The organism is Anaerosacchariphilus polymeriproducens (assembly GCF_003363435.1).
In the GTDB taxonomy this organism is placed as follows: Bacteria; Bacillota; Clostridia; order Lachnospirales; family Lachnospiraceae; genus Anaerosacchariphilus; species Anaerosacchariphilus polymeriproducens.
In genome coordinates, this window is sequence record NZ_QRCT01000016.1 from 15272 (window position 1) to 40137 (window position 24866).

The following is a 24866-nucleotide window of genomic DNA, read 5'->3' on the forward strand; positions in this document are numbered from 1 at the left end:
TTGTCTCCTCCTTATTTATAAACCCCTTATTGTTTTCTTTAAATACGTGATTAAATATTATAATAAAAATCCTTTTATGTCAACTTTCCCTACATCTCTTTAGAGAAGCGATTCATAAAATATATTGTTAAAATGTGATATACTAAAAAGACCAAAGTGGTTACCAATGTGACCCAAATAGCTGCATTAATAAGAATTGTAATATATGCTAATCCCAATATACACCATTGAATAATATCTGCTGCCCTTGCTTTCGCTCTATTTCGAATCATTGTATTTCTCTCATCTTTATATTCAATTTCATTTTTTCTGCGCAAATCTGGATTCTTATTTTCGAATTCTCTTTTAAAAAAATTTGAAATACCTATTCCAAACAATCCAGCTCCTATACCAATACAAACGCCTTCCAAGTTTTTGTAACCTCCTCCCCATACTCTAAATGCCAACGCTACTCCAATTAGGCAAACTCCAATCAAAATTTGTATTACATAAACAGATTTTTTCTTCAACATGGTTTTTCCTCCTCGTAAATAAAAATTTCTTCAATACTCAATTCAAAAAATCGTGCAATTTTAAATGCTAAAATAATCGATGGATTATATCGTCCATTCTCTAAAGAACCTATGGTCTGTCTCGATACTTCCAAAGCATTTGCTAATTCTTCTTGCTTAATTCCTCTTTGCTTTCGTATTTCCTCTAATCTATTTTTCACAGTATCCTCCTTTCAACATTTTGGAAAGTATGCTTTCCATATAAAAATACCACTTACCAGTGCAAATGTCAAGCATGCTTTCCATTCTTTTTGTAATAATTATAAAGAAACATGGTTGACATATCTTACCAGCTATACTAAAATAAGTTTTACATTCCAATACAAATTAAAAAAATTTAAAACAGATTTGGCAGTTGAAAAATTCGTAATTGTTACATTATAGCACTTATTAACTACAAAGATTTCACTTAAGGAGGTTATAATGTATAACAATTATTACAAAATCAAATTCTGTATTTCTAGTATTATCGCAATGATTCTACTAATATGTGTCTCTTTACCAGTCTTAGCTGCAGGAACTGAAACCAATTACGGTTATGCTACCTATACCGGTTCTGGTTATTCTGGAGGAGCTGCACTTTTGGATCCTATTCCATCCAATATGGAAATTACAGCTTTAAACCCAACAGACTATAATCGTTTTGGCGTAAAAGCAGCTTTAGCTGGTGCATATTTAGAAGTGAAAGGTCCAAAAGGCCGCACTATTGTCTATGTAAATGATTTATATCCAGAGGCTACAAAGGGAGGTTTAGACTTATGCCCTACTTCATTTGCGAAAATCGGAGACATGTCAGCTGGTAAAATCAATGTGAATTGGCGTATAGTTAAAGCACCCATTAGTGGAAATGTATCTTATCGAATTAAGGAAGGAAGCAGCCAGTACTGGGCTGCTATTCAGGTTCGAAATCACAAATATCCTGTACTGAAAATGGAATATTTGAAAGATGGCCAGTGGATCAATATGGAAAAGACTGAATGGAATCATTTCATTTCTACAAACATGGGAACAAGACCAGTAAAAATAAGAATGACAGATATCAACGGTAATACTATTACAGATACTCTTTCAGGGCTCCTGCAGTCCGGAACTTCCAATGCTTATATTGTACCGGGAAATGTACAATTTCCTGATGCGAATTAAAAGTAAGCTTAACGGAAATAAGGTTGTGACTTAAACTAACGTCACAACCTTATCTTTTACGATGTCTTAATATCTTTTTTCTTTAACCGAAACATACTTATCCCTATTATCATGACACAGAAGATAAGACAACTCAATATGAAAATGTAATTTCTATTTCCCAACATCTCATTTTCTCTATTAGCATTCATACCTATTAACAATAATGAATAAGGCCAAGCAAATCCAATCCCCATACTATTAATAACTAATCCTACAATACTACCAATTAAAGAAATTACTACAGGAACAGAAAAGCTGCGGATTATCATAGATAAGTATAACTGCAAGAGAATTATCACAGTCCCCGCAATACTTCCTCGTAAAATCCATGTCCATATCTCTATTGGAACAGTTCCTGAAAGGCCTGCAAATTTTCCACTCATATAAAATAAAATCCCTACCCAGATTTGAGTTAATATTGTCATAAAAAAAACCATTGAAAACTTTGCGAGAAATAAACAAAATCTAGGAACAGGCACAGTCATAACAAAATTCCAATTTTGATTTAAATGCTCAAGCCTCCATAGATAAGAGCAATAAACAGCAATTAATGGTGCATAGAAAAAACTGGAATAAAATAAAGTGTGTTGTGTCCAAAGGCTGTACCATTCTGATTTTAAAGTCTCTAGACTTTGTAAATAATTAAAAGTTCCCATAATTGCAGGTATGCATGGAATTAATAAAAATACAAACCATAAATAAGATTTTCTTAGTTTTTTTTGTTCCACCTGTATACATCTAAATAACACACTTACACTTCCCTTCTTAAAAATAATTTCTTTCCAACTAAATAAATAATAATCCCTAAAACAGCTAAGAAAAACAATGCTTCGGTTTTATATGGAATCTCGTATACCTTCATGACTCCTGCCGGTACATTCCTAAAACGAAAACCACTAAGAATAGAATAATAACCCCATATAATAAAATAAGGGAATGGAGCAGGAAAAAACATTGAAAATAAACCGAAAAAAGTACCTCCAATCCCTACTGTTAGACAAGCGACCTGATTCTTAAATTGAAATGATAATATTTGATGTATTAAGAATAATATTACACTTACCGTAAATGTTGATACTATAAATTCTATCCACATGTGTGTTTCTAACATCTGTGTGAACTTAAAAATACCACCTACAAGTTTGATACATATCATCTGTAATATTGTAAATCCTAATATATAGATACTGCCAAGAATTAGCTTATAATCAAAAACTTTACCTTTTTCTTCTAACGTATATAGTAATTTCAGTGTGTTCCCTTTATTCTCTATATCACATAAACGGCTTGCGAGCATTGCCATAACAATTGGTATGATAATCACATTCATCGTAGACATAAAATATAGCAAATTAGAATAACCCATGTTTAATTGTGCCTGATTCGTATGCGATGTTATAAATAACATCCATATTCCTTGAATTGCAAGCGGCACCAGTAATAGCAGCCAAATTTTGCGATATCTGGTTTTTTTTATTTCGGTGGTTAATAGCTTCACAAACTCACCTGCTTCCCTGTCAGACTTATGAATATTTCTTCAAGGCTCTTCTGCTTTTCTATTACTCTTGTAATACCAATTCCATTCTCTACTAATAAGGAAACAATATTTGCCACTTCTATTTCTGCAAGTATTGGTAATACAATATTCTCCTGCTCTACTTTATACTTTATAGCATTTTGATTTAACACCTCAAAAGCCTTTACCTGATCTAAGGTACGGATATGAATTTTTTTACTCGCCTGTTGATGAAGCAGACTAAGATTATCTTGAAATATCAATTCTCCATTATCAATGATTCCAACATTGGTAGCCATTTGATCTACCTCACTTAATAAGTGACTGGATACCATCACTGTCATTCCGTATTTTTGTGGCAGACTTTTAATTAATTCTCTCATCTCTTGAATTCCGGCCGGATCTAATCCATTGGTTGGTTCATCCAAAAGAAGTAATTTAGGCCTCCCAATCAATGCAACAGCTAATCCCAGTCTTTGCTTCATTCCTAACGAATAATTTTTAACCTTCTTATGTTGTTCTTCTTCTAATCTTACTATTTTTAAAACATTTCCAATTTCAGATTTAGAAACATTTTTCAATATTCGAACAATCTCTAAATTCTCTCCTCCTGTTAAATGTCCATAATAAGAAGGAGACTCAATCAGGGAACCTGTATTTTTTAAGATTGTAATTCTATTTTTTTCACAAAGCTGTTTTCCCAAAATTCTAACATTACCTTCTGTCGGCTTAATTAAACCAAGAACCATCTTCATACTTGTGGTTTTCCCTGCCCCGTTTGGTCCTAAAAATCCATATACACTACCAACAGGAACTCTTAAATCTAGTTGCTTTACGGAATATTTATTTCCATATTGTTTACTCAGCATTTTTGTTTCAATAATATAATTCATATTTCCTCCACTCTCTTTTAATTGATTTCATTCTTTAATTCTATATCATCTGCCTTACTAAGACCTGACACTAACCTTACATTTACCTTAACTTTATTATATCCTCTCTACAAAAAGCTAAAATTGCATTATAATTGATTTAAAGATAAAAGAAATGAGTGATTTTATGAATAATATATTGAAAAGTAAAATTTTAATGGTAGATGATAATGATGAAATACGGAATCTTTTATTTAACCTTTTAAAAAAAGAAGGTTATCAAAGTCTCATGACAGCAAAAAACTGTAAAGAAGCTACCAATTGCTTTCAGAATTATGTACCTGATATCGTGATACTGGATATCATGCTTCCAGATGGAGACGGTTTCTCATTAATGCGGGCATTCCGCCTAATTTCAGATGCTCCCGTCTTATTCCTTTCCGCTAAGGATGAAGACAATGACCGCCTGTTAGGTCTTGGTCTGGGTGCAGATGACTATATTACGAAACCTTTCCTTCCTACGGAACTATTACTTCGATTGTCCGCAATACTTAAGAGAACCTATTTACCGCTCCATAACATAACCACCCAAACCTTAACACTTGGAATACGTAATATTAATTTTAGCAGTGGAGTTGTCACTACTCCTACTCAAACGATTGCCCTTACTGCAAAAGAACTCACTTTATTAAAAAAACTAAATGATAATAGAGGTAATATTGTAACTTTCGATTCACTTTCTGATGCTGTTTGGGGAGAAAATTATTATGGATATGAAAACACATTAATGGTTCATATTCGAAGGTTAAGAGAAAAAATTGAAGATATGCCATCTGAGCCAAAGTGGCTTTTAACATTTAGGGGACTTGGCTACAAATTGATGAAAGGAGACTAAGTTTTGAAAAGTTTAAGAAAAATTCTATCTAATTTTATTTTAACTGCACTATTGATTATCTTAATTACACTTATTTTTAATTTCTGTATCTACGCTTGCTTTGTATTCTATTTTTCAACTTCTAAATCTAACATTTCATTAGATAAAATTGCAAAAGAATTAACACAATCAAATTCTGGCGTATCCTTATCCTCTAATGGTTTAGATCTATTGCAGTCAAAATATTCATGGGCAATGTTACTGGATGACAATGGGAATATTATTTGGGACTGGCAGTTACCAAGTGACCTTTTTAAGACTTATACAAGTTCTGATATTGCTTCTTTTAGCAAATGGTATTTAAAAGATTACCCTGTAAATGGCTGGAACACAAAATATGGTCTATTAATTGTAGGTTCTCCGAAACGCAGCCTTTGGAAATCAAGTCTAGAAATTCCAACAACTGCAGTATACAAATTCCCTGTCATAATTTTAAGTATTCTAATAATTAATTTTATATTTATACTTTTACTTTCCTTATTATTTGGGTATCGATTTTATCGTTCTTTGCGTATTATTACAAATGGAATCGCGGGACTTGCTAACCAATCTTATACCCCGCTTCCCGAAAAAGGTATGACTGAATTATTGGCCAAGCACTTAAATCAAACAGCAACTCTCTTAAATAAACAAAATGATTTTCTTTCCAAAAGGGATTCTGCACGAACCAGGTGGATTAGTGGTGTTTCCCATGATATTCGAACTCCACTTTCTATCATTATGGGATACACAGATTGCCTCAAGTCGGATGCTGCCTTATCCCAAAAACAAAAAAAGCAGATCTCTACTATCGAAGAACAAAGTTTTCAAATAAAAAAATTGATTGAGGACTTAAATCTTACTTCAAAATTAGAATACAATATGCATCCGTTACGTTTCACGAAATACAAACTATCTGCTCTTTTAAGAAAAGTAGTTACCGACTTTTTGAATCAAGATATGGATGATAAGTATCAGATTTATATTGATTTGCCTTCCTCTTTAGAAAATATTTTTCTCCTTGGTGATACAAATCTCTTATATCGTGCTTATTCAAATATTATCTTAAACAGCATCAAACATAACAAAAATGGATGCCATATTAATGTTTCTGTTATTTTAGAATCAAGTTATGTTTCTATAAGCTTTTGTGATTCTGGAAAAGGCATTCCCAAAAAAATCATTGAACTTTTAAAAACTGATTCTGAACCCGATGAAAAAACTCACATTATGGGATTAAGAATTGTAAAACAGATTATCCTGGCACATAATAGTGAAATAACTTTCTCAAATGAACAAATTATCATAAAAATGCCTTTGTAAAGCAAAAAACTAAGGCAGCTAATATTTTAGCTGCCTTAATAATATTGTCTATTTATCGTTTACTATTTCCAACTCTCCTGTAACGGAATCAATAACCAATCCATAAACATTCACATCCTCCGGTACAAGTGGATGTTGCTGAATTAAATTTACCGATTCTAAAACAGAAGTATTCAAATCCTCAAATCCACTAAGCCATGAATCAAAATCAACCCCACAGTATTTAACCATATCTAGATTTGATTGGGAAATTCCTCGTTCCAACATTTTTTCAATCATTATCTTATTATCAATATACTGTACTCCGCAATCAGTATGACTGATTACTAAAATTTCACTTATGCCTAAATTATAAATACCTATCAGCAAGCTTCTCATTACACTGCCAAATTTATGGGAAATAACTGCTCCTGCATTTTTAATTATTTTAGCATCTCCATTTTTTATACCAAGTGCCTCAGGTAATAATTGAGTCAGACGAGTGTCCAAGCAAGAAACAATAGCAATTTTCTTTTATTATGCTCATTGATATTAATCCTTAATTTAGCTTAACATTATTAGACATTTATTTCTGCCTTCATTCCTAGTAATTCCTTATTCTGCTCCAAAACAGGTTTCACTACTTTATTCAAGAATGACTCTACTTGTTCTTTTGATCTGCCTACATATTTTGAAGGATCCATTGTCTTTTGCAAATCTTCCAAACTCATATTAAATGCAGAATCTGCAGCAATTAATTCCAAAAGATTATTATCCACTCCTTTTTCTTTCACATTTTTACCGGCTTCCATGGAAAGTTCACGTATTCTTTCGTGCAGTTCCTGTCTGTCGCCACCTGCTTTTACCGCATCCATCATAATGTTTTCCGTTGCCATAAAAGGTAATTCTGACATTAAACGTTTCGTTATAACTTTATCATATACTACAAGACCATCAACAACATTTAAGCAGAGGTCTAAAATACCGTCAATTGCTAGAAATCCTTCCGGAATACTTAATCTTTTATTAGCTGAATCATCTAAAGTTCTCTCAAACCATTGAGTCGCTGAAGTAATTGCCGGGTTTAAAGCATCTACCATAACATAACGAGCCAATGATGCAATTCTTTCACTACGCATTGGATTTCTCTTATAAGCCATCGCAGAGGAACCTATTTGATTTTTTTCAAAAGGTTCTTCAATTTCTTTTAAGTGTTGTAATAAACGGATATCATTGGAGAACTTATGTGCACTTGCTGCAATACCTGCAAGTACATTCAGAACTCTTGTGTCTACTTTTCTAGAGTAAGTTTGTCCTGATACCGGATAACATTCTTGAAATCCCATTTTCTCTGCGATCATAGGATCAATCTTATCAATCTTTTCCTGATCTCCATCGAATAATTCTAAAAAACTTGCCTGCGTTCCAGTTGTACCTTTGGAACCTAACAATTTTAGACTGTTTATTACATAATCCAAATCTTCTAAATCTAATAAAAACTCCTGCATCCATAAAGTAGCTCTTTTTCCTACAGTAGTTGGTTGCGCCGGCTGAAAATGAGTAAACCCTAAAGTAGGTAAGGCTTTATATTTTTCAGCAAATACAGCAAGTTCTGAAAGTACATTCACTAGTTTTTTCTTTACTAATTTTAGCCCTTCTGCCATAACGATAACATCTGTATTGTCTCCAACATAGCAGGAAGTTGCTCCTAAATGAATGATCCCTTTTGCTTTTGGACATTGTACACCATATGCATATACGTGTGACATTACATCATGACGTACCAATTTTTCACGTTCTTTCGCTACTTCAAAGTTAATATTATCTTTGTTCGCTTTCAATTCTTCTATTTGTTCTTCTGTAATATGCAATCCAAGTTCTTTTTCTGTTTCTGCAAGCGCGATCCAAAGTCTTCTCCACGTTTTAAACTTCATATCCGGCGAAAAAATATATTGCATTTCTTTACTTGCATAACGCTCAGATAGTGGACTTTGATATTTATCCGTTGTCATAAGTCTCTCCTTCTTTATACTAATTATTTTTGATATTCACCGCGAATGTCCTCTTTAGGAGGTTCTAAAGGATATTTTCCAGTAAAACATCCACTACAAATATCTAAATTGTTTACAATTTCCTTCAGACGCTCAATCTTTAAGTATGCTAAAGAATCGGCACCAATCACCTGACATATTTCTTCAACAGAACGATTATATGCGATTAACTGTTCTCTTGCAGGTACATCAGTTCCGAAATAACATGGCCATAAAAATGGAGGAGAACTGATTCTCACATGTACTTCTTTTGCTCCAGCTTCTTTTAACATTCCTACAATACGATCGCTAGTTGTGCCACGGACTATGGAATCATCAATCATTATCACTCGTTTTCCATTCACTACTTCTTTCATAGCATTAAGTTTAATCCTAACACTGGATTCACGATTACTCTGTTTTGGCTTAATGAAAGTACGTCCGACATAACCATTTTTTACAAAAGCAGTTCCATATGGAATCCCTGCTTCTAATGCATACCCTTGTGCCGCTGCGTTTCCAGATTCCGGAACCCCTACTACCACATCTGCTTCGACGGGTGAATCAATAGCCAAAAATCGTCCTGCCTGCATTCTTGATTGGAAAACACCTACACCATCAATGTGACTATCCGGTCTTGAAAAATATATATATTCAAATACACATCTGGCCTGTTCTTCTTTTTTTAAACAATGAGAGGTGTCTGATTGAATTCCTCCTTCTGGTGTAATCGTAACAATTTCACCAGGCAAAATATCACGAACATATTCAGCTCCTATCGTCTCTAGAGCACACGTTTCTGAAGTAATTATATATGCATTTTCTCTTTTCCCGATACATAATGGTTTGAATCCAAGCGGATCCCTTGCTCCAATTAATTTTCTAGGGCTCATAACAATCAAAGAATAAGCTCCTTTTATCTTATCCATTGCTCGTCCGACTGCTTCTTCTACTGTCTTGGAATTCAATCTTTCTCGCGCAATATAATAAGCAATTACTTCAGTATCTATTGTTGTTTGAAAAATAGCTCCTGTATATTCTAATTCTTTCCTTAATTCAATTGCATTAATTAAGTTCCCATTATGCGCTAATGCTAAAGTTCCTTTTACATAATTTATAACCAAAGGCTGGGCATTTTCTCTCGTACTGCTTCCAGCAGTAGAATATCGTACATGACCTACTCCGATATCCCCCTTCATAGCATCTATATCTACATTTTCAGGAGTAAAGACTTCGTTAACCAGCCCCATACCTTTATAGGATAACACTTTTCCTTTCGGACCTTTGGTATCACTTACCGCAATACCGCAACTTTCCTGACCTCTATGCTGCAATGCAAACAAACCATAATATATAGTAGATGCAACGTCTCCTCCATCAAAATCATAGATACCAAAGACACCGCATTCTTCACTCAATTTATCCATATTTTCAAATTGTTCATGGACATTTTTATTCTGCATCTTTTACCTCTTTCTAACTAATATTGTTATAATCCAATACGTTTAAAAACTTCTTGGTATGCATCTTCAACATTCCCCATGTCTCTTCTGAAACGGTCCTTATCTAATTTTTCATGTGTTTTTGCATCCCATAGTCTACAAGTATCCGGGGATATTTCATCTGCTAAAATAATATCACCTTTATATCTTCCGAATTCAATCTTAAAATCAACCAATTCGATTCCTGCTTCTGCAAAAAACTTACTGAGCACTTCATTTACTTTAAAAGCATAATTGGTTATTTTCTCAATCTCTTCCTTCGTTGAGGCTCCTATAGCGACCGCATAATAATCATTAATCATAGGATCGCCCAACGCATCATCTTTATAACTTAATTCAAATGTAGGTGTTAATAATTGTCTTCCTTCTTCAATGCCTAGTTTTTTGGAAAAGCTTCCTGCAGCTATATTTCGTATAATCACTTCCAGAGGTACAATTTCGACTGCTTTCACTGCTGTTTCCCTATCGCTTAGTTCCTCAATATAGTGAGTCGGTACTCCTTCTTTTTCTAACACTTGGAAAAGATAATTTGACATTCGGTTATTAATAACACCTTTTCCAACAATAGTACCCTTTTTTTCACCATTAAATGCAGTTGCATCGTCTTTATAATCTACAATTAAGACATCTTCTACATCTGTTTTAAATACTTTTTTAGCTTTTCCTTCGTATAACATATCTAACTTTTGCATCATTCACACCTATCCTTTTCATCTTAATTTACTGTATATTTTGAAACAAACTACACATGAATTATAAACATGACAACGTTGAAAGTCAACCATTGTAAAAAAAATTGTTTGCTGTATGAACTTGAAAATTTGGTAAAAAAAGAAACCTGTTTCAATGCTTATGGTATTTTTTTCCTAATTCAACTGTAAACTCTCATATGATTTTTCTTTCAAGAATGTAGATACTTTGTATATATCTTATAACTTCTTAAGTTTATCCATTATTTTTATAACAAATGTGTGCAAACTCTTTGACACAAATCTAGGTCTATGATATGATTAATATACAAGTTTAACAAGTATTGTTCATACTTCATGGATGGTTACTGGTAATGCAGGCTAAACCACTTTTTTAAGTTACGTAGCATATTGTAACTCTAGGAAAAGTGGTTTTTTTATTGGCATGAAGTTCTTCTATATAATTTTGGAACTGGTACAGCTTATTGATAAAAAGGAGTTATAAAACATGGAAATCATGAAAATTATCAACAACAACATCATAAGCTCTTCCGATGAAAAAGGAAGGGAATTGGTTGTGATGGGGCGAGGCCTTGGGTTTCAGGTCAAGGTCGGGCAGACCATTGACGAAAGTAAGGTAGAAAAAGTTTTCAGAATGGAAAGTAATGCAGAAACCAGGCAGCTTCAGGATCTTTTAGCCGAAATCCCCTTGGAGCATGTTCAGTTGGTGAATCAGATTATTGAACAATCCAAAGAAATTATTGAGAGAAAAATGAACCGGAATATTTATATTACCTTAATCGATCACGTGAATTACGCCATTCTACGTTATAGGGAGAACATCAATTTCAAAAACCCACTCATATGGGAAATCAAGAAATACTATGCCAAAGAATTTGAAGCTGGATGTAATGCCGTTTCCATGATTAATTCTCATTGTGATACGCAACTTACCGAGGATGAAGCAGCTTCCATTGCCATGCACTTCGTGAATGCTGAATTAGGAACGGATATGCCTCACACCATTGATGTTACAAAAATTGTGCAGACTGTATTTAAAATTGTAAGTTATTCCTTTAACATTGAAATTGATCAAGAATCTTTAAGTTACGAAAGATTCCTGACCCACCTAAAATTCTTCGCCCTGAGGGTCGTTACCAACAGTAGACATGAGGACGACATGGAACTCCATGAGATCATCAAAAGCAAGTACCCCAAAGAGTATAAGTGTTCTGAGAAAATCAAACACTTTATTGAAAGCGAATTTCACTTTGCTGTTTCTCCAGAAGAGATGACTTATCTTACCGTTCACATTAAGCGTATTACCACCCAAAAGAATGAGACAGAAGAATCTTTGAAATAGTCCTGCAAGCAAGCACACAGAGCCTTTTCTTTAGGCTGTGTGTGCCTGCTTAAACATCCTTGGCCATATTGAATTTTCCCATAACAATCTGACAGAGCCTGTATTAGAGGCTCTGTTTTTTTATGAGGATTTCTATATTTTTCTAATCTGAGGTATGGGTTAGAATGAGGGATAACATTATAAATTTTCTTGAAAAAATGCTTTCATTCCTTCGATTGCCGCTGCTTCATCCTCGCCTTCTGCTGTGATTGTTACGGTCTGTTTACATTTAATCCCCATTCCCATAACACCTAATAGTTTCTTCGCTTCTACGGATTTTTCTCCACAGATCAATTGAATTTTGCTACTATATTTGCCCGCTTCTTTTACCAAGAGCCCTGCTGGCCTTGCATGAATGCCAAGGTCATCTGTTATCTTATAATTAAAATTTTTCATTTATTTCACCACTTTCTTCCTCTCTGTTACAGGTTTTATTTATGCAGTAAGGACATTAATTCATCCTGTTGATTTAGGGTTTTTCCAGTACTGTATGAAATATCTGCAAATTTATCTGTATTTGTGATAATAACTGGTGTGATAGTTGAATATCCTTCACTCTTGATCGCATCCCTATCAAATAATTGTAGAATTTGTCCTTTTTTCACTGCTTCACCCATTTTTACATTGCAAGTAAAGTGTTTTCCATTTAATTTAACAGTGTTCATACCTACGTGAATTAATATTTCTGCACCATGCTCCGTTGTTAATCCAATGGCATGACCCGTTGGGAATAATGCGCTTACAACAGCATCTACTGGTGCAACAACAACGCCTTCCGTTGGTTTAATTGCTACACCTGTTCCAAGTGCACCTGTGGAGAATGCGTCATCTTCAACCAAGCTTAATGCAATTACTTCACCTTTAATTGGATTGTAAATAATTTCTTCCTTGCCAGCAATATCATGGACTACAGCGCTTTCTTCTACTACATCATCTTTGTATGTAATCATGGTAAGTACAAAACCAATTATCATTGCAACTGCAACCGCTACTATTGCCCAAAGCATGCTAGATGCATCATTTGTTTTTGAATTAATGTAATTTGGGAATCCAAATATACCAAGTCCACCAAGCATGTATGATTTACATCCAGCTAGTCCCATAATTCCGCCACCAATTCCGCCTGCGATACAGGAAATAATAAATGGTTTCTTTTTTGGAAGAGTAATACCATAAATTGCTGGTTCTGTTACACCAAAAATTCCGGATATTGCTGCTGGAATCGCAAGTGATCTGATCTTTTTGTCTTTTGTTTTAAATAAAATTGCAAGTACAACTGCTGTCTGTGCAAAGGATGGTGCAAAAAATCCGGATAATACAGAATCATATCCCAATGAGCTATAATTCATGAATAAAATTGGAACAAGTCCCCAGTGTAATCCGAAGATTACTAATACCTGCCAGAAAGTACCAACGATAATACCTGCTAAGATTGGACTTAAATTGTATACATTTGTTGCTGAAAAACCTACCGCTGATGATAAAATGGAAGCAATTGGCCCAATTACTAAGAAAGTCAAAGGTATTGAAATTGTTAACGTAAGCATAGGTACTACGAATGTTTTAACTACATCTGGAATAATTTTCTTCCAAAATTTTTCAATTTTACTAGCAATAAATACTGCAAAAATAATTGGTACTACGGTAGAAGCATAACCACCGGCCGGAAGTAAAACAGGAATTCCTAAAAACTCAGTATATACGTTAGTCTGAAATGCAGTACCTGTAAACACAGTGATCAGTGCTTTACCGCTGGATAATGCAACGATCGATGGATATAATAAGGATGCGCCTATTGCCATACCAGTAAATTGATTCATATTGAATTTCTTTGCAGCATTTAATCCCAAGAAAATCGGTAAGAAATAGAAAAAACCATCTGCTGCCGAATAAAGTAACTGATAAGTACCACTGGTATTTGACATAACTTTAAAGAATATAAACAGTGCCAATAATCCTTTGATCATACCAGTTGCAGCTAATACACCCAGTGTAGGTTGGAATACACCAGAAATAATGTCAATCAGTGCAGCTCCAGGGCTTTGTTTTTCTTTGTGTTCTGTTGAAACTTCTTCACTTGCACCGGTTCCAAAACCACCAATATTATTCACCGCCTCGAAAACATCTGGTACATGGTTTCCGATAACCACTTGATACTGTCCACCACTTTGGATTACTGTAACAACACCATCTGTTCTTTTCAATACTTCGGTATTTGCCTTGCTTACATCCTTCAATTTAAAACGAAGTCTGGTAATGCAGTGGGATAAACTAATTACATTAGATTTCCCACCCACATTTTGAATAATAATTCTTGCTAATGCATCATACTTACTTGCCATACTTTCTTCTCCTATTCTTCTCCCAGGTCAAGTTCTCTGACCAATTTGCGTAATCCCAACACCATGCTTAATGTAAGCAAGGTAATTTCTCCTTCATCGCTTCTACTCTTGCAGTGATGCTCCGTTGCTTTCAATGACTTCTTTATACCAATAAAATGATTTTTTCTTATATCGTTCCAATGTTCCTCTTCCATCGTCATTACGATCTACATAGATGAAACCATATCTTTTTTTTAATTCCGCAGTAGAGGCACTTACTAGATCGATACATCCCCAAGTGGTATATCCCATAACTTCAACTCCGTCTTCAATCGCTTCTGCTAACTGCACCAAATGGTCATTTAAGTATTTAATACGATAATCATCAATTACCGTTTTATTTCCATTTTCATCTTCTACTAATTGATCCACAGCTCCCAATCCGTTTTCTACGATGAATAATGGTTTCTGATAACGGTCATACAAGGTATTTAGTACATGGCGAAGACCCTTTGGATCAATCTGCCAACCCCATTCACTTGCTTCAAGATATGGGTTTGGAACTCCACCCATTAGATTTCCTTTTCCTGCTTTTTTGTCCTTGTCCGCTGTTTCACAAATACTCATATAATAGCTGAAAGAAATAAAATCTACAGTATGACTTAAAATTTCTTCATCACCAGGTTCCATTTGAATCGTGATATTTTTTTCCTTAAAAATTCTCTTTGCATAAGATGGATATTTACCTCTTACATGTACATCCGTAAATAATAATGTGTCATGCTCAGTCTGTAGTGCCTGAATCACATCCTCCGGTTTCGGACTTAATGGATAAACAGGAGCTGCAATTACCATACATCCAACTTTTGCATCTGGCATAATCTCATGTGCAATTTTTGTTGCCAGTGCACTTGCCACTAATTCATGGTGAATTGCTTGATATAAATCCTGCGCCGACAATTCTTCTTTCGGAGTCATAACCCCTCCGAGTAAAGGAATGTGTATAATAGAGTTAATTTCATTAAATGTCAGCCAATATTTCACTTTCCCCTTGTAGCGTGTAAAAATAGCTCTTATATAATTTTCAAAGAATCCAATTAACCGACGATCAGTCCAGCCATTATATTCTTTTGCCAAATGAAGTGGTGTTTCATAATGAGAAATGGTTACCAGTGGTTCCATACCATATTTTTTACACTCATCAAACAAATTATCATAAAATTGAAGCCCTTTTTCATTTGGTTCCTTGTCATCTCCATTTGGAAAGATTCTAGTCCAAGCAATCGAAGTACGAAATACTTTGAATCCCATTTCTGCCAGAAGCTTAATATCCTCTTTGTAACGATGGTAAAAATCAATTCCTACTAGTTTCATGTTATCCTCTGTAGGTTCCTCTGTTACTGGTCCTATCACTCCTTTGGGTGTTACATCCTGAATGCTAAGACCTTTGCCATCTAAGTTATAAGCTCCTTCACACTGGTTCGCCGCAACGGCGCCTCCCCATAAAAATCCTTCTGTAAAACTCTTGACCATATTATTCCTCCTTTTATTAAAAAAACCTAAGCACCGAATAATATAATTCAAGATTAGATTCTTAAATAAATTAAGGCACTTAGGTTTTGCTTGATAAATAAAAAAACCAACTAGAATGTGATATATTATTCACAAATCTCAGTTGGTTTTGCCTGCTTACCAGTAACAATCCTATCAATATGTAGAACCTCACGGCTCCTTATGTGCAAATAATATCATACGTCTCTACTCAAGTCAATACCAAAACTATATTTTGTATATTTCAAACCACTGATATACTCAATTATTATGCACATTGCACAATCCGTTATATCAGTTCTATTTTATTAACTTGTGTCTACACAATTCACAGTTGATAAATACCATGGTGTCAAATAGGATAACATAATTTTTCTATTGTAAAAAAAATAGTTTGTCTGTTACTAGTAAATTAGTTATAATTAGAAGTAATATTATTATTTTAATCAAAGGAGAGTCTATCATGATTGAAAAAAGACGCAGCCAACGCCTTCCTGTTAATATAAAGCTTACTATATCCGATCTATATAACCAAAATAATCAAGGAATTCATAATCTTTCTTCACCAATTGAAGTCATAAATATTTCCAAATATGGAATAGGATTTATTTCAGAATGTATACTTCCTATTGGTTTTTATTTTAATGCCAAACTAAGCATTGATAAATCTGAGCAACCGGTCTTTACAATCGTAAAAATCATTCATAATTCACCTATCAACAAATCTGAATATCGATATGGTGCTGAATTCACTGATCTTACTCCTGAAAATGCATTATTAATCGAAAACTTTGTTAGATTATATAAAAGTTCTTCCTAAGTAGAATAGCATCTTTTGGATACTGATACATATAATTTAAAAACAAATTAAATTTGAGGTAGGGAAGTTGACAAATTCAATTTATGCCCAAAAAGCTAATAATATTGATACAGGTCAATTAAAAATTAATATAAATTCTGCATCAAACTACAATCCGATTCAAAATGCTACCATACAAATCTCTTTTACCGGTGACCCGACTAATATTTTAGAATCAGTTTCTACTGATATGTCTGGTCAAACAGAGTCACTTGATTTAAAAGCTCCTCCTCTTGAATTAAGTCTTGCCCCCCAAAATATGCAACCATATTCCGAATATACTTTAAAAATTTCGGCTAAAGGTTTTAACGAAATTGTAATATCCGGTGTTGAAATTCTTCCTACAATTACTGCTATTCAAAATGTATTGCTGGAACCTACAGAAGTTCCGGAAATGAGTGAAAATCAAATCGTTATTCCAGATCACACATTATATGGAGATTACCCGCCTAAAATTCCAGAAGCGGAAATTAAGCCTATGCAGGAAAGTGGTGAAATTGTCCTTAGAAGTGTAGTAATTCCGGAATTTGTAATAGTTCACGATGGGGTTCCTACCGATACAACTGCAAAAGATTATTATGTAAGATATAAGGATTATATTAAAAATGTGGCATCAAGTGAAATTTATGCTACTTGGCCCGAATCTACGATTCAAGCTAACGTTTTCGCTATTATGTCTTTTACACTGAATCGTGTCTTCACAGAATGGTATCGAAATAAAGGGTTCAACTTTACAATTACATCTTCTACTGCCTTTGATCACAAATTTATGCCCGGAAGAAATATATTTGATACCATTTCTTCTGTAGTTGATAATATTTTTACCAATTTTATATCTCGCCCTAATGTAAAACAACCTATCCTGACACAGTATTGCGATGGATATAGAGTCACATGCAGTAACTGGTTGTCCCAATGGGGATCAAAAGATTTAGGAGAGCAAAATTACACACCTATCGATATTTTACGCTATTACTATGGAAGTGATGTATTTATTAATACAACAGAAGAAGTATCAGGAGTACCAATGTCTTGGCCAAAAACAACTTTGCAGATAGGTACGACCGGAGATAATGTAAAACATATCCAAGAACAGTTGAATGCAATTGCTAAATCATATCCTGCCATTCCAACCCTATCTACAGACGGTATTTTTGGACTCCAAACCAAAGCTGCGGTTGAAAAATTTCAATCCGTATTTGGATTACCGGCGAATGGTATCGTAGATTACAAAACATGGTACAAAATTTCTGAGATTTATGTAGCGGTTACAAGAATCGCAGAATTAAATTAATTTTTAAAGAAGTCTTTTTTAATAAAAGAAATGAGAAGAAAAACAATACAAATTTTCTTCTCATCTTTTTGCTATTTATCAAAAATTATAATTAAATCCTTTCTGAATATGGTTCAGCTCTATTTACATATTTTATAACATGATTGTTCTTATTCTGTAAATGAGCTGTATAACAAAATCCTGTAATACAAATGGCAAGTATACCAAAGGCAATCATTAACCAATTCAGTTTATTGGTATGTTTTCCATCAATGGAATGGAATTCGCTTCTTTTCATATTAACACACACTCCTTAATACTTTATCTAAATGTATTCTCATATTTACATTAAGTATTTTAGCATGCAATGATTAGATATTTTTTTACGACTTTCTTAAGATTTTCTATAGATTATTTCACTACTTCAATCCATCCATCCGGCCCTTGAATTTTTCCTAATTGTATTCCTGTGATGTTTTCATACAGTTTTTTACTAAGTTCTCCAATTCCTCCATCTTTGATTTTTGATACTTTATTTTCCCATCGAAGATGACTAACAGGTGATACTACTGCTGCTGTCCCTGTACCCCATACTTCTTCGAGGGTACCATCCTCAGCTGCTTTAAAAACTTCATCTACTGAAATTTTCTTCTCCTCAACAGTAAGACCCCATTTTTTACATAACTGAATACAAGAATCTCTGGTAACTCCTGGTAAAATACTTCCATTTAATTTTGGTGTAATAACGGTTCCATTTATTTTGAAAAATATATTCATTGCTCCTACTTCTTCGATATATTTCCGTTCAATACCATCTAACCAAAGAACTTGTGAATATCCTTCTTCATGTGCCTTCACTTGTGAAGCTAAACTTGCTACATAATTCCCACCTGTCTTCGCCTCTCCAATGCCCCCTTTCACTGCACGGACATATTCATCTTCTATCCAGATCTTAACAGGATTCAACCCTTCCGGATAATAAGGACCTACCGGTGACAGTATAATCATGAATAAATAAGTATCTGCCGGTCTTACACCTAAATATGGATCTGTTGCAATGATAAACGGTCTAATATACAAAGAAGTATCAGGCTTGCTTGGAACCCATGCTTCATCAACTTTTACCACCGTTTTGATTGCTTCCAGGAAAATATCTTCCGGTATTTCAGGAATACAAATTCTTCTGTTTGTATTATTCGCTCTCTCTATATTTTTATCTGGACGGAATAGTAAGACTTTTCCGTCTTCTGAACGATAAGCCTTTAAGCCTTCAAACATTTCCTGTCCATAGTGAAATACCATTGCGGAAGGATCTAATTCAATTTTCTGATAGGGTACTACTCTCGGATCGAACCAACCCTTTCCGGTCTCATAATTCATAATAAACATATGATCGGTGAAAATAGTTCCAAACTTTAATGGATCATCTGCCGCTGGCAATGGTTTCGGATTTTTTGTTTTTTCAATTCTGATATTTAACATGTTGTTCTTCCTTCCCTAAAACTATTTTAATTTAATACATTCTTTCAGCATGTTCCTTGCACATTTTATATTATTATTATACTTATGACATTTATTGTCAATATTTTTATTATATACAGGAGGTACTAATCGACTCTATCGCAACACTTCCGCCTCTTACTACTTCAATTGTTTTAAAATGTAAGTTTAATAATTGTATCAATTCATCATTTCTTCGGTCGGGGAGCATACATTCAAGTAAAACACTGTCTTTCCCATAATCAGAAACATGAACATTAAATACATTTGCAATTTGAAAAAGTTCTGTCTTATCATGTGTGGTACAGTTTTTAACTTTTACAAATAATATTTCTTTTCTATGCATCGGAACATCGGTCAGATCTATTACTTTTATTACTTCTACAAACCTGTTTAACTGCTTTTTTATTTGTTCGAATGTAATGTCATCACTTTTGACTCCTATCGTCATTCTAGAAATTGTCTTATCTTCTGTCGTTCCGACTGTCAGACTTTCCAGATTGTAAGATTTTCCAGAAAACAAACCCGCTATCTTCGCTAAGACGCCCACTTCATTCTCTACATATAATGCAATCCATCTTTTCTCCATCTCTGCCTCCTATCTTTTACCTGTTGGTAAAATCATCTCACTCATTGGATTTCCACCCTTAACCATAGGCAATACCAATTCTTCATTATCAATCATAAACTCGATTAACGTTGGCTTTTTACGATTCATCAATGCCCTTCTAAAAGCCGGTTCAATTTCTTCTTCAGATGTAACACGAATCCCTAATACTTCATAACTTTCTGCAAGTTTAATAAAATCGGGAGTATAAGGAGGACAGGCAGAATTTGGTCCTTTACAATTTGACGGACAACTGCTTCTACGTCGTAAGCAAGTTGCTGCATATCGTTTCCCATAAAAATAGTACTGCATTTGACGAACCATACCTAAATAATTGTTATTAAAAACACAAATAATAACCGGTAATTCTTCCACTACTGCGGTTGCCAGCTCTTGAATATTCATCTGTATTCCGCCGTCACCGCTTATAGATATAACATATTCTTCCGGATGCGCAATCTGAACTCCTAATGCTGCCGGAAAACCGAACCCCATAGTCCCTAATCCTCCTGACATAAGAAACTTGCGCTCTTTATTCATCTTTAAGAATTGTGAAGTCCACATTTGATTTTGACCAACATCGGAAACTACTGTATAATGTTCAAATATTTCGTTTATTTTATTGATAATTATTTCAGGGTTCATTCCTTTTCCCTTTTTCATTCCTAATGGATTTTCTTCATCCCAGGCTTTTATTTTTTCCAACCACTTCTGAGTTTCAAATGGTTCCACCCAGTCTAACAATTTTTCTATTGCTATATTGGCATCAGCAACAATTGGAATATCAACTTTTACATTTCTTGAAATAGATGCTGTATCAATATCAATGTGTATAATAGCAGCCTTTGGTGCAAATTCATTTAAATCCCCTGTAATGCGATCATTAAATCGAGTACCAATGGAAAACAGTACATCACATTCTGAAACAGCCTTATTGGATGCATAGGTACCATGCATACCTGTATTTCCAATATACAATGGATGGTCTGTCGGAATTGCTCCTCTCCCCATTATTGTTGTAACTACCGGAATGTTGGATTTATCGATTAATTTTTGTAAAGAATCGTAGGCTTTTCCTCTTGTAATGCCCCCACCTGCTAAAATTAAAGGTCTCTTCGCATTTTTCAGTGTTTTCCATGCTTTCTTCAATTGTCCAATATGAACATTGATATTCGGTTTATATCCTCTTATATTCACTTCATCGGGATAATCAAGGAATCCTAATTCTGTTTGTATATTTTTAGGTAAATCTATAATTACCGGACCCGGCTTTCCTGATTTTGCAATGTAAAAAGCTTCTTTGATGATTCTTCCTAAATCATTTCGATCCCGAACTGTAATACCATATTTGCAGATATTTCTAGTAATTCCAATGATATCAACTTCTTGAAATGCGTCATTACCAATTAACCCTAATGGTACCTGACCGGTAAAGCAAACAAGAGGCACACTATCGTAATTGGCCGTTGCAATCCCAGTTACCAGATTCGTAGCACCCGGACCGCTGGTCACTAAACACACGCCAACCTTCCCGGTAGACCGGGCATATCCATCTGCTGCATGTATCAAACCCTGTTCATGTCTAGGTAAGACAATTTGAATGGAATCCTGTCTATATAATTCATCAAACAGATCGACTGCATATCCTCCCGGATAACCAAATACTGTTTCTACGCCTTCTTCCATTAAAGCTTTTACAAATAATTTTGCTCCTGAACCTTTCATATGAACCTCCTATTTCTTTATTATTTTGTTTCTTTCTATCGAAAATGTAACTCATTTCCAAAAGATAAATAAAAAGCCCTAAGCCGAAATAATTCAGCTTAGGGCGAATATACTATCCGCGGTACCACCTAATTTCAGGAAAACTTTCCCTGCACTCTTTAAATACGGGATATCTACTATCCGATATTCTATTCCCTGTAACGGTGGAAATCCGGTGGACTCTACTAAAGAATTCTCTCGTTCCATCCACAGCTCAAAGGCTACTTCCATACTTTCTCCTCAAAGATTTTCACCAACCATCTTCTCTCTAAAGATTCGAAGAGTATGTACTCCTCCTTATCAACGCTTTAAAAATAATAATTACGGTAATTATACAAGTGTATCAAACTTTTGTCAACTATTTTTTTCTTTCATATTTTAAAAACTCATATTCTAAATCAAAATAAGTCTGTTCTTCACTATCCGCAGTTATTTCCCATTCCTTCATTTGATCCAGATTCGGAAAAAATGTATCTGCATTATAAACATAATGAATTTTAGTTACATGTGCTACGTCACAATACTCTAACATCTGTCTGTATATACTTTCGCCTCCGATTATATAGATGTCCTGACTTTCATAATTACGGAGTTCCTCTAGCAATTCTTCCAGACTATGAACAACAATAGCATCTTTTACTTTATAGTTTTCATCGGAAGTCAATACAATATTGGTACGATTTTTCAAAGGCAATCCGTTCGGAAAACTCTCTAAAGTCTTTCTTCCCATTACAACTACTTTCCCAGTAGTTGTTTCTCGAAAAAATTTCATATCATTGGGAATGCTGACTAATAATCTGTTGTTACAACCAATTGCCCAATTCTCATCTACTGCAACGATTAAATTCATAACATTTTCTCCTTATACTGCAATCGGAATATTCGTAATTTGCGGTCCCGTTTGATAGTTATCAAGTCTGACATCATTCACTGTAAATTCATAGAAATCTTTTATATCAGGATTAAGCCAAAAATCAGGTGCATCCATAGGTTCTCTTTGAATTAATTCTTGGATTAATGGTACATGTCTATCATAAATGTGAGCGTCTGCGATGACATGTACCAACTCACCAACTTTCATATCACATACTTGTGCCAACATATGCACCAACACTGCATATTGACACACATTCCAGTTATTGGCTGCTAAAACATCTTGAGATCTTTGATTTAAAATAGCATTCAAAGTAAATTGATTACTATCTTTTTCCTTCGTACAATTAAATGTAACGCTATATGCACATGGATATAGATTCATTTCACTTAGATCCTGATGTACATATAAGTTTGTCATAATTCTTCTACTATAAGGATTATTTTTCAAATCATAAATTACACGATCCACCTGATCCATCAAACCTTCTTTATACTGATGCTTTACTGCCATCTGATATCCGTATGCTTTTCCAATGGAGCCCGTTTCGTCTGCCCAACTATCCCAGATATGGCTATTTAATTCATGGATATTATTGGACTTTTTCTGCCAAATCCAAAGCATTTCATCTACACAGCTTTTGATTGCTGTTCTTCTTAATGTTAATGCCGGAAATTCCTTTGAGAGGTCATAACGATTCACTACTCCGAATCGTTTAATTGTATAAGCATCAGAACCGTCTTCCCATTTAGGTCTAACTTTCTCTCCTTCCGTACTGACACCATTTTCCAGAATGTCCTTGCACATATCGATAAAAATTCCGTCTGCTATACTCATTTTGACCTCCTTAGGTTTTATTTTTTATATTATTTCCATTTAATTGAATAACTTCCTGAAGTATATTTACTTCCTCTTTCAATCTTAACGTAGTATGTACCAGCATCAATCTTATAATTCTTACTAATCCAATTTGAAGTATATAATTGGAATTTTCGTTCTGTTCCATTAGAATAAGGTGTAATTTTTGCTACATCGCCCCATCTCTTACCATTTGGTCCATAAACAGATAACTTTAGTACATTACAAATTTGTGGTTTTAGAATGATATTAAGTTTACTTTTTTTATTTAACTTGATTTTATACCAATCTGCTGTCTTAGAACCTGCCAACAATGTTCCGTGTGACCATCTATTCTTTTTGCTTAATTTGGCAGCCTTAGATTTCTTACTTCCGCTTTTTTCTTTAATTGAAGTAAATTTCATTGCATATCTTGCTCTCATACTTGACGTTACTTTTACATAATAAGTAGCACCTTTTTTTATTCCATAGCTTGCACTAGAGCCTTTATAATAATACTGATCTGTTGAAAGAGCTTTTTTTCTTGCATTAACCAATTTGACATACATAGAATTTGCCAGCGGCTTGATTGTAAGAACTCCAGTCTTTCTTGCTTTTACTTTCACATAATAAGTACTCTTAAAATAAAAGTTATCATCTCTAACTACAGTTTTATTCTTAGTCGGCAAAAATTGTGGTACTTCTGTTCTAATTGAAGTATAACGAAGACCATTTAAATAATCATATCCTGAAATTAATACACGATAAGTTCCTTTACCCAATGAAAATGTAGCATGATAACCGGAAGAGCTGTCTGCATATGAATAAGCCACTTTACCCGTTGTTACATTATATACATAAACATAATCTGCCATATTGTTTGTATTAATATGTAGAAGACCTGGAGTTTTTAATGTATAGCTGACATTATTGTAATAATAATAACCACTTAAGTCCATCTTTTTGCTAATACTTGAAATCTTTGCTTTAGGTATACTCATTTCTTTAACAGACCGATCATTTTTAGTTGATTGAGCTTTTGCTCTTTGAGCTGTCGATTCCTGTTTTGTCTCTTTGGTAACTTCAATTCCTGTTTGTTCTTTTGCCGCTTTTGCCTGTAACTGTGTAGCTGACAAACCAACAGTTATTGACATTAAGCATAATAACATTTTTAATTTTTTCATTCGTTTTCCCCTTTTCTAGAAAGTGTAATAATTACTCACATCGTTTTTATTTTATCCATTTTTTATAGAAATGTAAAGGCAAATTTTTACTTAATTATATAAATTTGTTTACTTGTTGACATATTCTTCCATTT

The 24866-nt window shown here is 34.0% G+C and carries 25 protein-coding genes and 1 other annotated feature; of the genes, 6 read left to right on the top strand and 19 right to left on the bottom strand.

The genetic code is table 11. From position 1 onward, the window contains the following. Positions 1 to 89 precede the first annotated feature (89 nt). Together DWV06_RS06300 and DWV06_RS06305 are read right to left on the bottom strand one after the other, a co-directional pair. Complete coding sequence (locus DWV06_RS06300; protein ID WP_115481337.1) at positions 90 to 512, bottom strand: hypothetical protein; 423 nt, start codon at positions 510 to 512, stop codon at positions 90 to 92. Beyond that, complete coding sequence (locus DWV06_RS06305) at positions 506 to 712, bottom strand: helix-turn-helix transcriptional regulator (RefSeq protein WP_115481338.1); 207 nt, start codon at positions 710 to 712, stop codon at positions 506 to 508. The genes DWV06_RS06300 and DWV06_RS06305 overlap by 7 nt, the downstream gene beginning before the upstream one ends. Positions 713 to 974: 262 nt before the next feature. On the opposite strand from DWV06_RS06305, the gene DWV06_RS06310 reads away from it, so the two are divergent. Next, positions 975 to 1694 (top strand): expansin EXLX1 family cellulose-binding protein, encoded by a 720-nt coding sequence (locus DWV06_RS06310; RefSeq protein WP_328587639.1) that lies wholly within the window; start codon positions 975 to 977, stop codon positions 1692 to 1694. 56 nt (positions 1695 to 1750) lie between these two features. Here DWV06_RS06310 and DWV06_RS06315 read toward each other — a convergent pair whose 3' ends face one another. From DWV06_RS06315 to DWV06_RS06325, 3 genes are read right to left on the bottom strand one after another with little or no spacing between them, the layout of a single operon-like run. After that, complete coding sequence (locus DWV06_RS06315) at positions 1751 to 2485, bottom strand: ABC transporter permease (RefSeq protein WP_115481339.1); 735 nt, start codon at positions 2483 to 2485, stop codon at positions 1751 to 1753. Between the two features lie 2 nt (positions 2486 to 2487). After that, entirely contained in the window at positions 2488 to 3234 is a 747-nt protein-coding gene (locus DWV06_RS06320) for an ABC transporter permease (protein ID WP_162300589.1), read from the bottom strand. After that, a complete protein-coding gene (locus DWV06_RS06325) occupies positions 3231 to 4145 on the bottom strand; it encodes an ABC transporter ATP-binding protein (RefSeq protein WP_115481341.1) in 915 nt (304 codons plus the stop codon). Before DWV06_RS06325 ends, DWV06_RS06320 begins: the two co-directional genes overlap by 4 nt. Positions 4146 to 4311: 166 nt before the next feature. Here DWV06_RS06325 and DWV06_RS06330 point away from each other — a divergent pair, with 166 nt between their 5' ends. Together DWV06_RS06330 and DWV06_RS06335 are read left to right on the top strand one after the other, a co-directional pair. Next, entirely contained in the window at positions 4312 to 5019 is a 708-nt protein-coding gene (locus DWV06_RS06330; protein ID WP_115481342.1) for a response regulator transcription factor, read from the top strand. A gap of 3 nt (positions 5020 to 5022) precedes the next feature. After that, complete coding sequence (locus DWV06_RS06335; RefSeq protein ID WP_115481343.1) at positions 5023 to 6360, top strand: sensor histidine kinase; 1338 nt, start codon at positions 5023 to 5025, stop codon at positions 6358 to 6360. A gap of 48 nt (positions 6361 to 6408) precedes the next feature. Here the strand turns inward: DWV06_RS06335 and DWV06_RS06340 are convergent, their stop codons facing one another. Genes DWV06_RS06340 through purC form a run of 4 tightly spaced genes read right to left on the bottom strand, consistent with a single transcriptional unit; the run spans position 6409 to position 10563 of the window. Beyond that, positions 6409 to 6867 (bottom strand): beta-class carbonic anhydrase, encoded by a 459-nt coding sequence (locus DWV06_RS06340; protein WP_115481344.1) that lies wholly within the window; start codon positions 6865 to 6867, stop codon positions 6409 to 6411. Positions 6868 to 6917: 50 nt separating this feature from the next. After that, the gene (gene purB, locus DWV06_RS06345) at positions 6918 to 8351 is read right to left on the bottom strand and encodes an adenylosuccinate lyase (RefSeq protein WP_115481345.1); all 1434 of its coding nucleotides are present in this window, start codon (positions 8349 to 8351) and stop codon (positions 6918 to 6920) included. Between the two features lie 23 nt (positions 8352 to 8374). Continuing rightward, positions 8375 to 9832: an amidophosphoribosyltransferase gene (purF, locus tag DWV06_RS06350; protein WP_115481346.1), complete on the bottom strand. Its 1458-nt coding sequence runs from the start codon at positions 9830 to 9832 to the stop codon at positions 8375 to 8377. A 26-nt stretch (positions 9833 to 9858) separates the two neighbouring features. After that, the gene (gene purC, locus DWV06_RS06355) at positions 9859 to 10563 is read right to left on the bottom strand and encodes a phosphoribosylaminoimidazolesuccinocarboxamide synthase (protein ID WP_115481508.1); all 705 of its coding nucleotides are present in this window, start codon (positions 10561 to 10563) and stop codon (positions 9859 to 9861) included. Between the two features lie 505 nt (positions 10564 to 11068). Between purC and licT the strand changes: the two genes are divergently transcribed. Next, positions 11069 to 11923: a BglG family transcription antiterminator LicT gene (licT, locus tag DWV06_RS06360; protein WP_115481347.1), complete on the top strand. Its 855-nt coding sequence runs from the start codon at positions 11069 to 11071 to the stop codon at positions 11921 to 11923. A gap of 177 nt (positions 11924 to 12100) precedes the next feature. On the opposite strand, the gene DWV06_RS06365 is transcribed toward licT, so the two are convergent. The 3 genes from DWV06_RS06365 to DWV06_RS06375 all read right to left on the bottom strand — a co-directional run bounded on the left by DWV06_RS06365 (position 12101) and on the right by DWV06_RS06375 (position 15816). Continuing rightward, on the bottom strand, positions 12101 to 12358 hold the full coding sequence (locus DWV06_RS06365) for an HPr family phosphocarrier protein (protein ID WP_115481348.1): 258 nt from the start codon (positions 12356 to 12358) through the stop codon (positions 12101 to 12103). A gap of 35 nt (positions 12359 to 12393) precedes the next feature. After that, positions 12394 to 14304: a beta-glucoside-specific PTS transporter subunit IIABC gene (locus tag DWV06_RS06370; RefSeq protein ID WP_115481349.1), complete on the bottom strand. Its 1911-nt coding sequence runs from the start codon at positions 14302 to 14304 to the stop codon at positions 12394 to 12396. Positions 14305 to 14406: 102 nt separating this feature from the next. Next, the gene (locus DWV06_RS06375) at positions 14407 to 15816 is read right to left on the bottom strand and encodes a 6-phospho-beta-glucosidase (protein ID WP_115481350.1); all 1410 of its coding nucleotides are present in this window, start codon (positions 15814 to 15816) and stop codon (positions 14407 to 14409) included. A gap of 481 nt (positions 15817 to 16297) precedes the next feature. Here DWV06_RS06375 and DWV06_RS06380 point away from each other — a divergent pair, with 481 nt between their 5' ends. Together DWV06_RS06380 and DWV06_RS06385 are read left to right on the top strand one after the other, a co-directional pair. Then, positions 16298 to 16654 (top strand): PilZ domain-containing protein, encoded by a 357-nt coding sequence (locus DWV06_RS06380; RefSeq protein WP_115481351.1) that lies wholly within the window; start codon positions 16298 to 16300, stop codon positions 16652 to 16654. A gap of 67 nt (positions 16655 to 16721) precedes the next feature. Continuing rightward, a complete protein-coding gene (locus tag DWV06_RS06385) occupies positions 16722 to 17987 on the top strand; it encodes a peptidoglycan-binding domain-containing protein (RefSeq protein WP_235828907.1) in 1266 nt (421 codons plus the stop codon). 91 nt (positions 17988 to 18078) lie between these two features. Here the strand turns inward: DWV06_RS06385 and DWV06_RS06390 are convergent, their stop codons facing one another. From DWV06_RS06390 to DWV06_RS06420, 7 genes are all read right to left on the bottom strand, one after another. Next, a complete protein-coding gene (locus DWV06_RS06390) occupies positions 18079 to 18264 on the bottom strand; it encodes a hypothetical protein (RefSeq protein WP_115481352.1) in 186 nt (61 codons plus the stop codon). Positions 18265 to 18377: 113 nt separating this feature from the next. Next, positions 18378 to 19448: a branched-chain amino acid aminotransferase gene (locus tag DWV06_RS06395; RefSeq protein ID WP_115481353.1), complete on the bottom strand. Its 1071-nt coding sequence runs from the start codon at positions 19446 to 19448 to the stop codon at positions 18378 to 18380. 109 nt (positions 19449 to 19557) lie between these two features. Continuing rightward, positions 19558 to 20055 (bottom strand): acetolactate synthase small subunit, encoded by a 498-nt coding sequence (gene ilvN, locus DWV06_RS06400; protein ID WP_115481354.1) that lies wholly within the window; start codon positions 20053 to 20055, stop codon positions 19558 to 19560. A 9-nt stretch (positions 20056 to 20064) separates the two neighbouring features. Next, positions 20065 to 21798 carry a biosynthetic-type acetolactate synthase large subunit gene (gene ilvB / locus DWV06_RS06405; protein ID WP_115481355.1) on the bottom strand — a complete coding sequence of 578 codons (1734 nt, stop codon included), beginning with the start codon at positions 21796 to 21798 and terminating at the stop codon, positions 20065 to 20067. A 96-nt stretch (positions 21799 to 21894) separates the two neighbouring features. After that, positions 21895 to 22150 (bottom strand) — a binding site (T-box leader). Positions 22151 to 22195: 45 nt separating this feature from the next. Then, on the bottom strand, positions 22196 to 22687 hold the full coding sequence (locus DWV06_RS06410; protein ID WP_115481356.1) for a dihydrofolate reductase: 492 nt from the start codon (positions 22685 to 22687) through the stop codon (positions 22196 to 22198). A 12-nt stretch (positions 22688 to 22699) separates the two neighbouring features. Continuing rightward, on the bottom strand, positions 22700 to 23548 hold the full coding sequence (thyA, locus tag DWV06_RS06415; protein ID WP_115481357.1) for a thymidylate synthase: 849 nt from the start codon (positions 23546 to 23548) through the stop codon (positions 22700 to 22702). A gap of 29 nt (positions 23549 to 23577) precedes the next feature. Continuing rightward, positions 23578 to 24732 carry a hypothetical protein gene (locus DWV06_RS06420; protein ID WP_115481358.1) on the bottom strand — a complete coding sequence of 385 codons (1155 nt, stop codon included), beginning with the start codon at positions 24730 to 24732 and terminating at the stop codon, positions 23578 to 23580. Positions 24733 to 24866 lie beyond the last annotated feature (134 nt).

What these genes read in the sequence shown, in the direction of transcription:
- DWV06_RS06300 (WP_115481337.1), bottom strand. Translation starts at nt 512, where the DNA reads ATGTTGAAGAAAAAATCTGTTTATGTAATACAAATTTTGATTGGAGTT.
- DWV06_RS06310 (WP_328587639.1), top strand. Translation starts at nt 975, where the DNA reads ATGTATAACAATTATTACAAAATCAAATTCTGTATTTCTAGTATTATC.
- DWV06_RS06325 (WP_115481341.1), bottom strand. Translation starts at nt 4,145, where the DNA reads ATGAATTATATTATTGAAACAAAAATGCTGAGTAAACAATATGGAAAT.
- DWV06_RS06330 (WP_115481342.1), top strand. Translation starts at nt 4,312, where the DNA reads ATGAATAATATATTGAAAAGTAAAATTTTAATGGTAGATGATAATGAT.
- purB (WP_115481345.1), bottom strand. Translation starts at nt 8,351, where the DNA reads ATGACAACGGATAAATATCAAAGTCCACTATCTGAGCGTTATGCAAGT.
- purF (WP_115481346.1), bottom strand. Translation starts at nt 9,832, where the DNA reads ATGCAGAATAAAAATGTCCATGAACAATTTGAAAATATGGATAAATTG.
- purC (WP_115481508.1), bottom strand. Translation starts at nt 10,563, where the DNA reads ATGCAAAAGTTAGATATGTTATACGAAGGAAAAGCTAAAAAAGTATTT.
- licT (WP_115481347.1), top strand. Translation starts at nt 11,069, where the DNA reads ATGGAAATCATGAAAATTATCAACAACAACATCATAAGCTCTTCCGAT.
- DWV06_RS06365 (WP_115481348.1), bottom strand. Translation starts at nt 12,358, where the DNA reads ATGAAAAATTTTAATTATAAGATAACAGATGACCTTGGCATTCATGCA.
- DWV06_RS06370 (WP_115481349.1), bottom strand. Translation starts at nt 14,304, where the DNA reads ATGGCAAGTAAGTATGATGCATTAGCAAGAATTATTATTCAAAATGTG.
- DWV06_RS06375 (WP_115481350.1), bottom strand. Translation starts at nt 15,816, where the DNA reads ATGGTCAAGAGTTTTACAGAAGGATTTTTATGGGGAGGCGCCGTTGCG.
- DWV06_RS06380 (WP_115481351.1), top strand. Translation starts at nt 16,298, where the DNA reads ATGATTGAAAAAAGACGCAGCCAACGCCTTCCTGTTAATATAAAGCTT.
- DWV06_RS06390 (WP_115481352.1), bottom strand. Translation starts at nt 18,264, where the DNA reads ATGAAAAGAAGCGAATTCCATTCCATTGATGGAAAACATACCAATAAA.
- DWV06_RS06395 (WP_115481353.1), bottom strand. Translation starts at nt 19,448, where the DNA reads ATGTTAAATATCAGAATTGAAAAAACAAAAAATCCGAAACCATTGCCA.
- ilvN (WP_115481354.1), bottom strand. Translation starts at nt 20,055, where the DNA reads ATGGAGAAAAGATGGATTGCATTATATGTAGAGAATGAAGTGGGCGTC.
- ilvB (WP_115481355.1), bottom strand. Translation starts at nt 21,798, where the DNA reads ATGAAAGGTTCAGGAGCAAAATTATTTGTAAAAGCTTTAATGGAAGAA.
- DWV06_RS06410 (WP_115481356.1), bottom strand. Translation starts at nt 22,687, where the DNA reads ATGAATTTAATCGTTGCAGTAGATGAGAATTGGGCAATTGGTTGTAAC.
- thyA (WP_115481357.1), bottom strand. Translation starts at nt 23,548, where the DNA reads ATGAGTATAGCAGACGGAATTTTTATCGATATGTGCAAGGACATTCTG.
- DWV06_RS06420 (WP_115481358.1), bottom strand. Translation starts at nt 24,732, where the DNA reads ATGAAAAAATTAAAAATGTTATTATGCTTAATGTCAATAACTGTTGGT.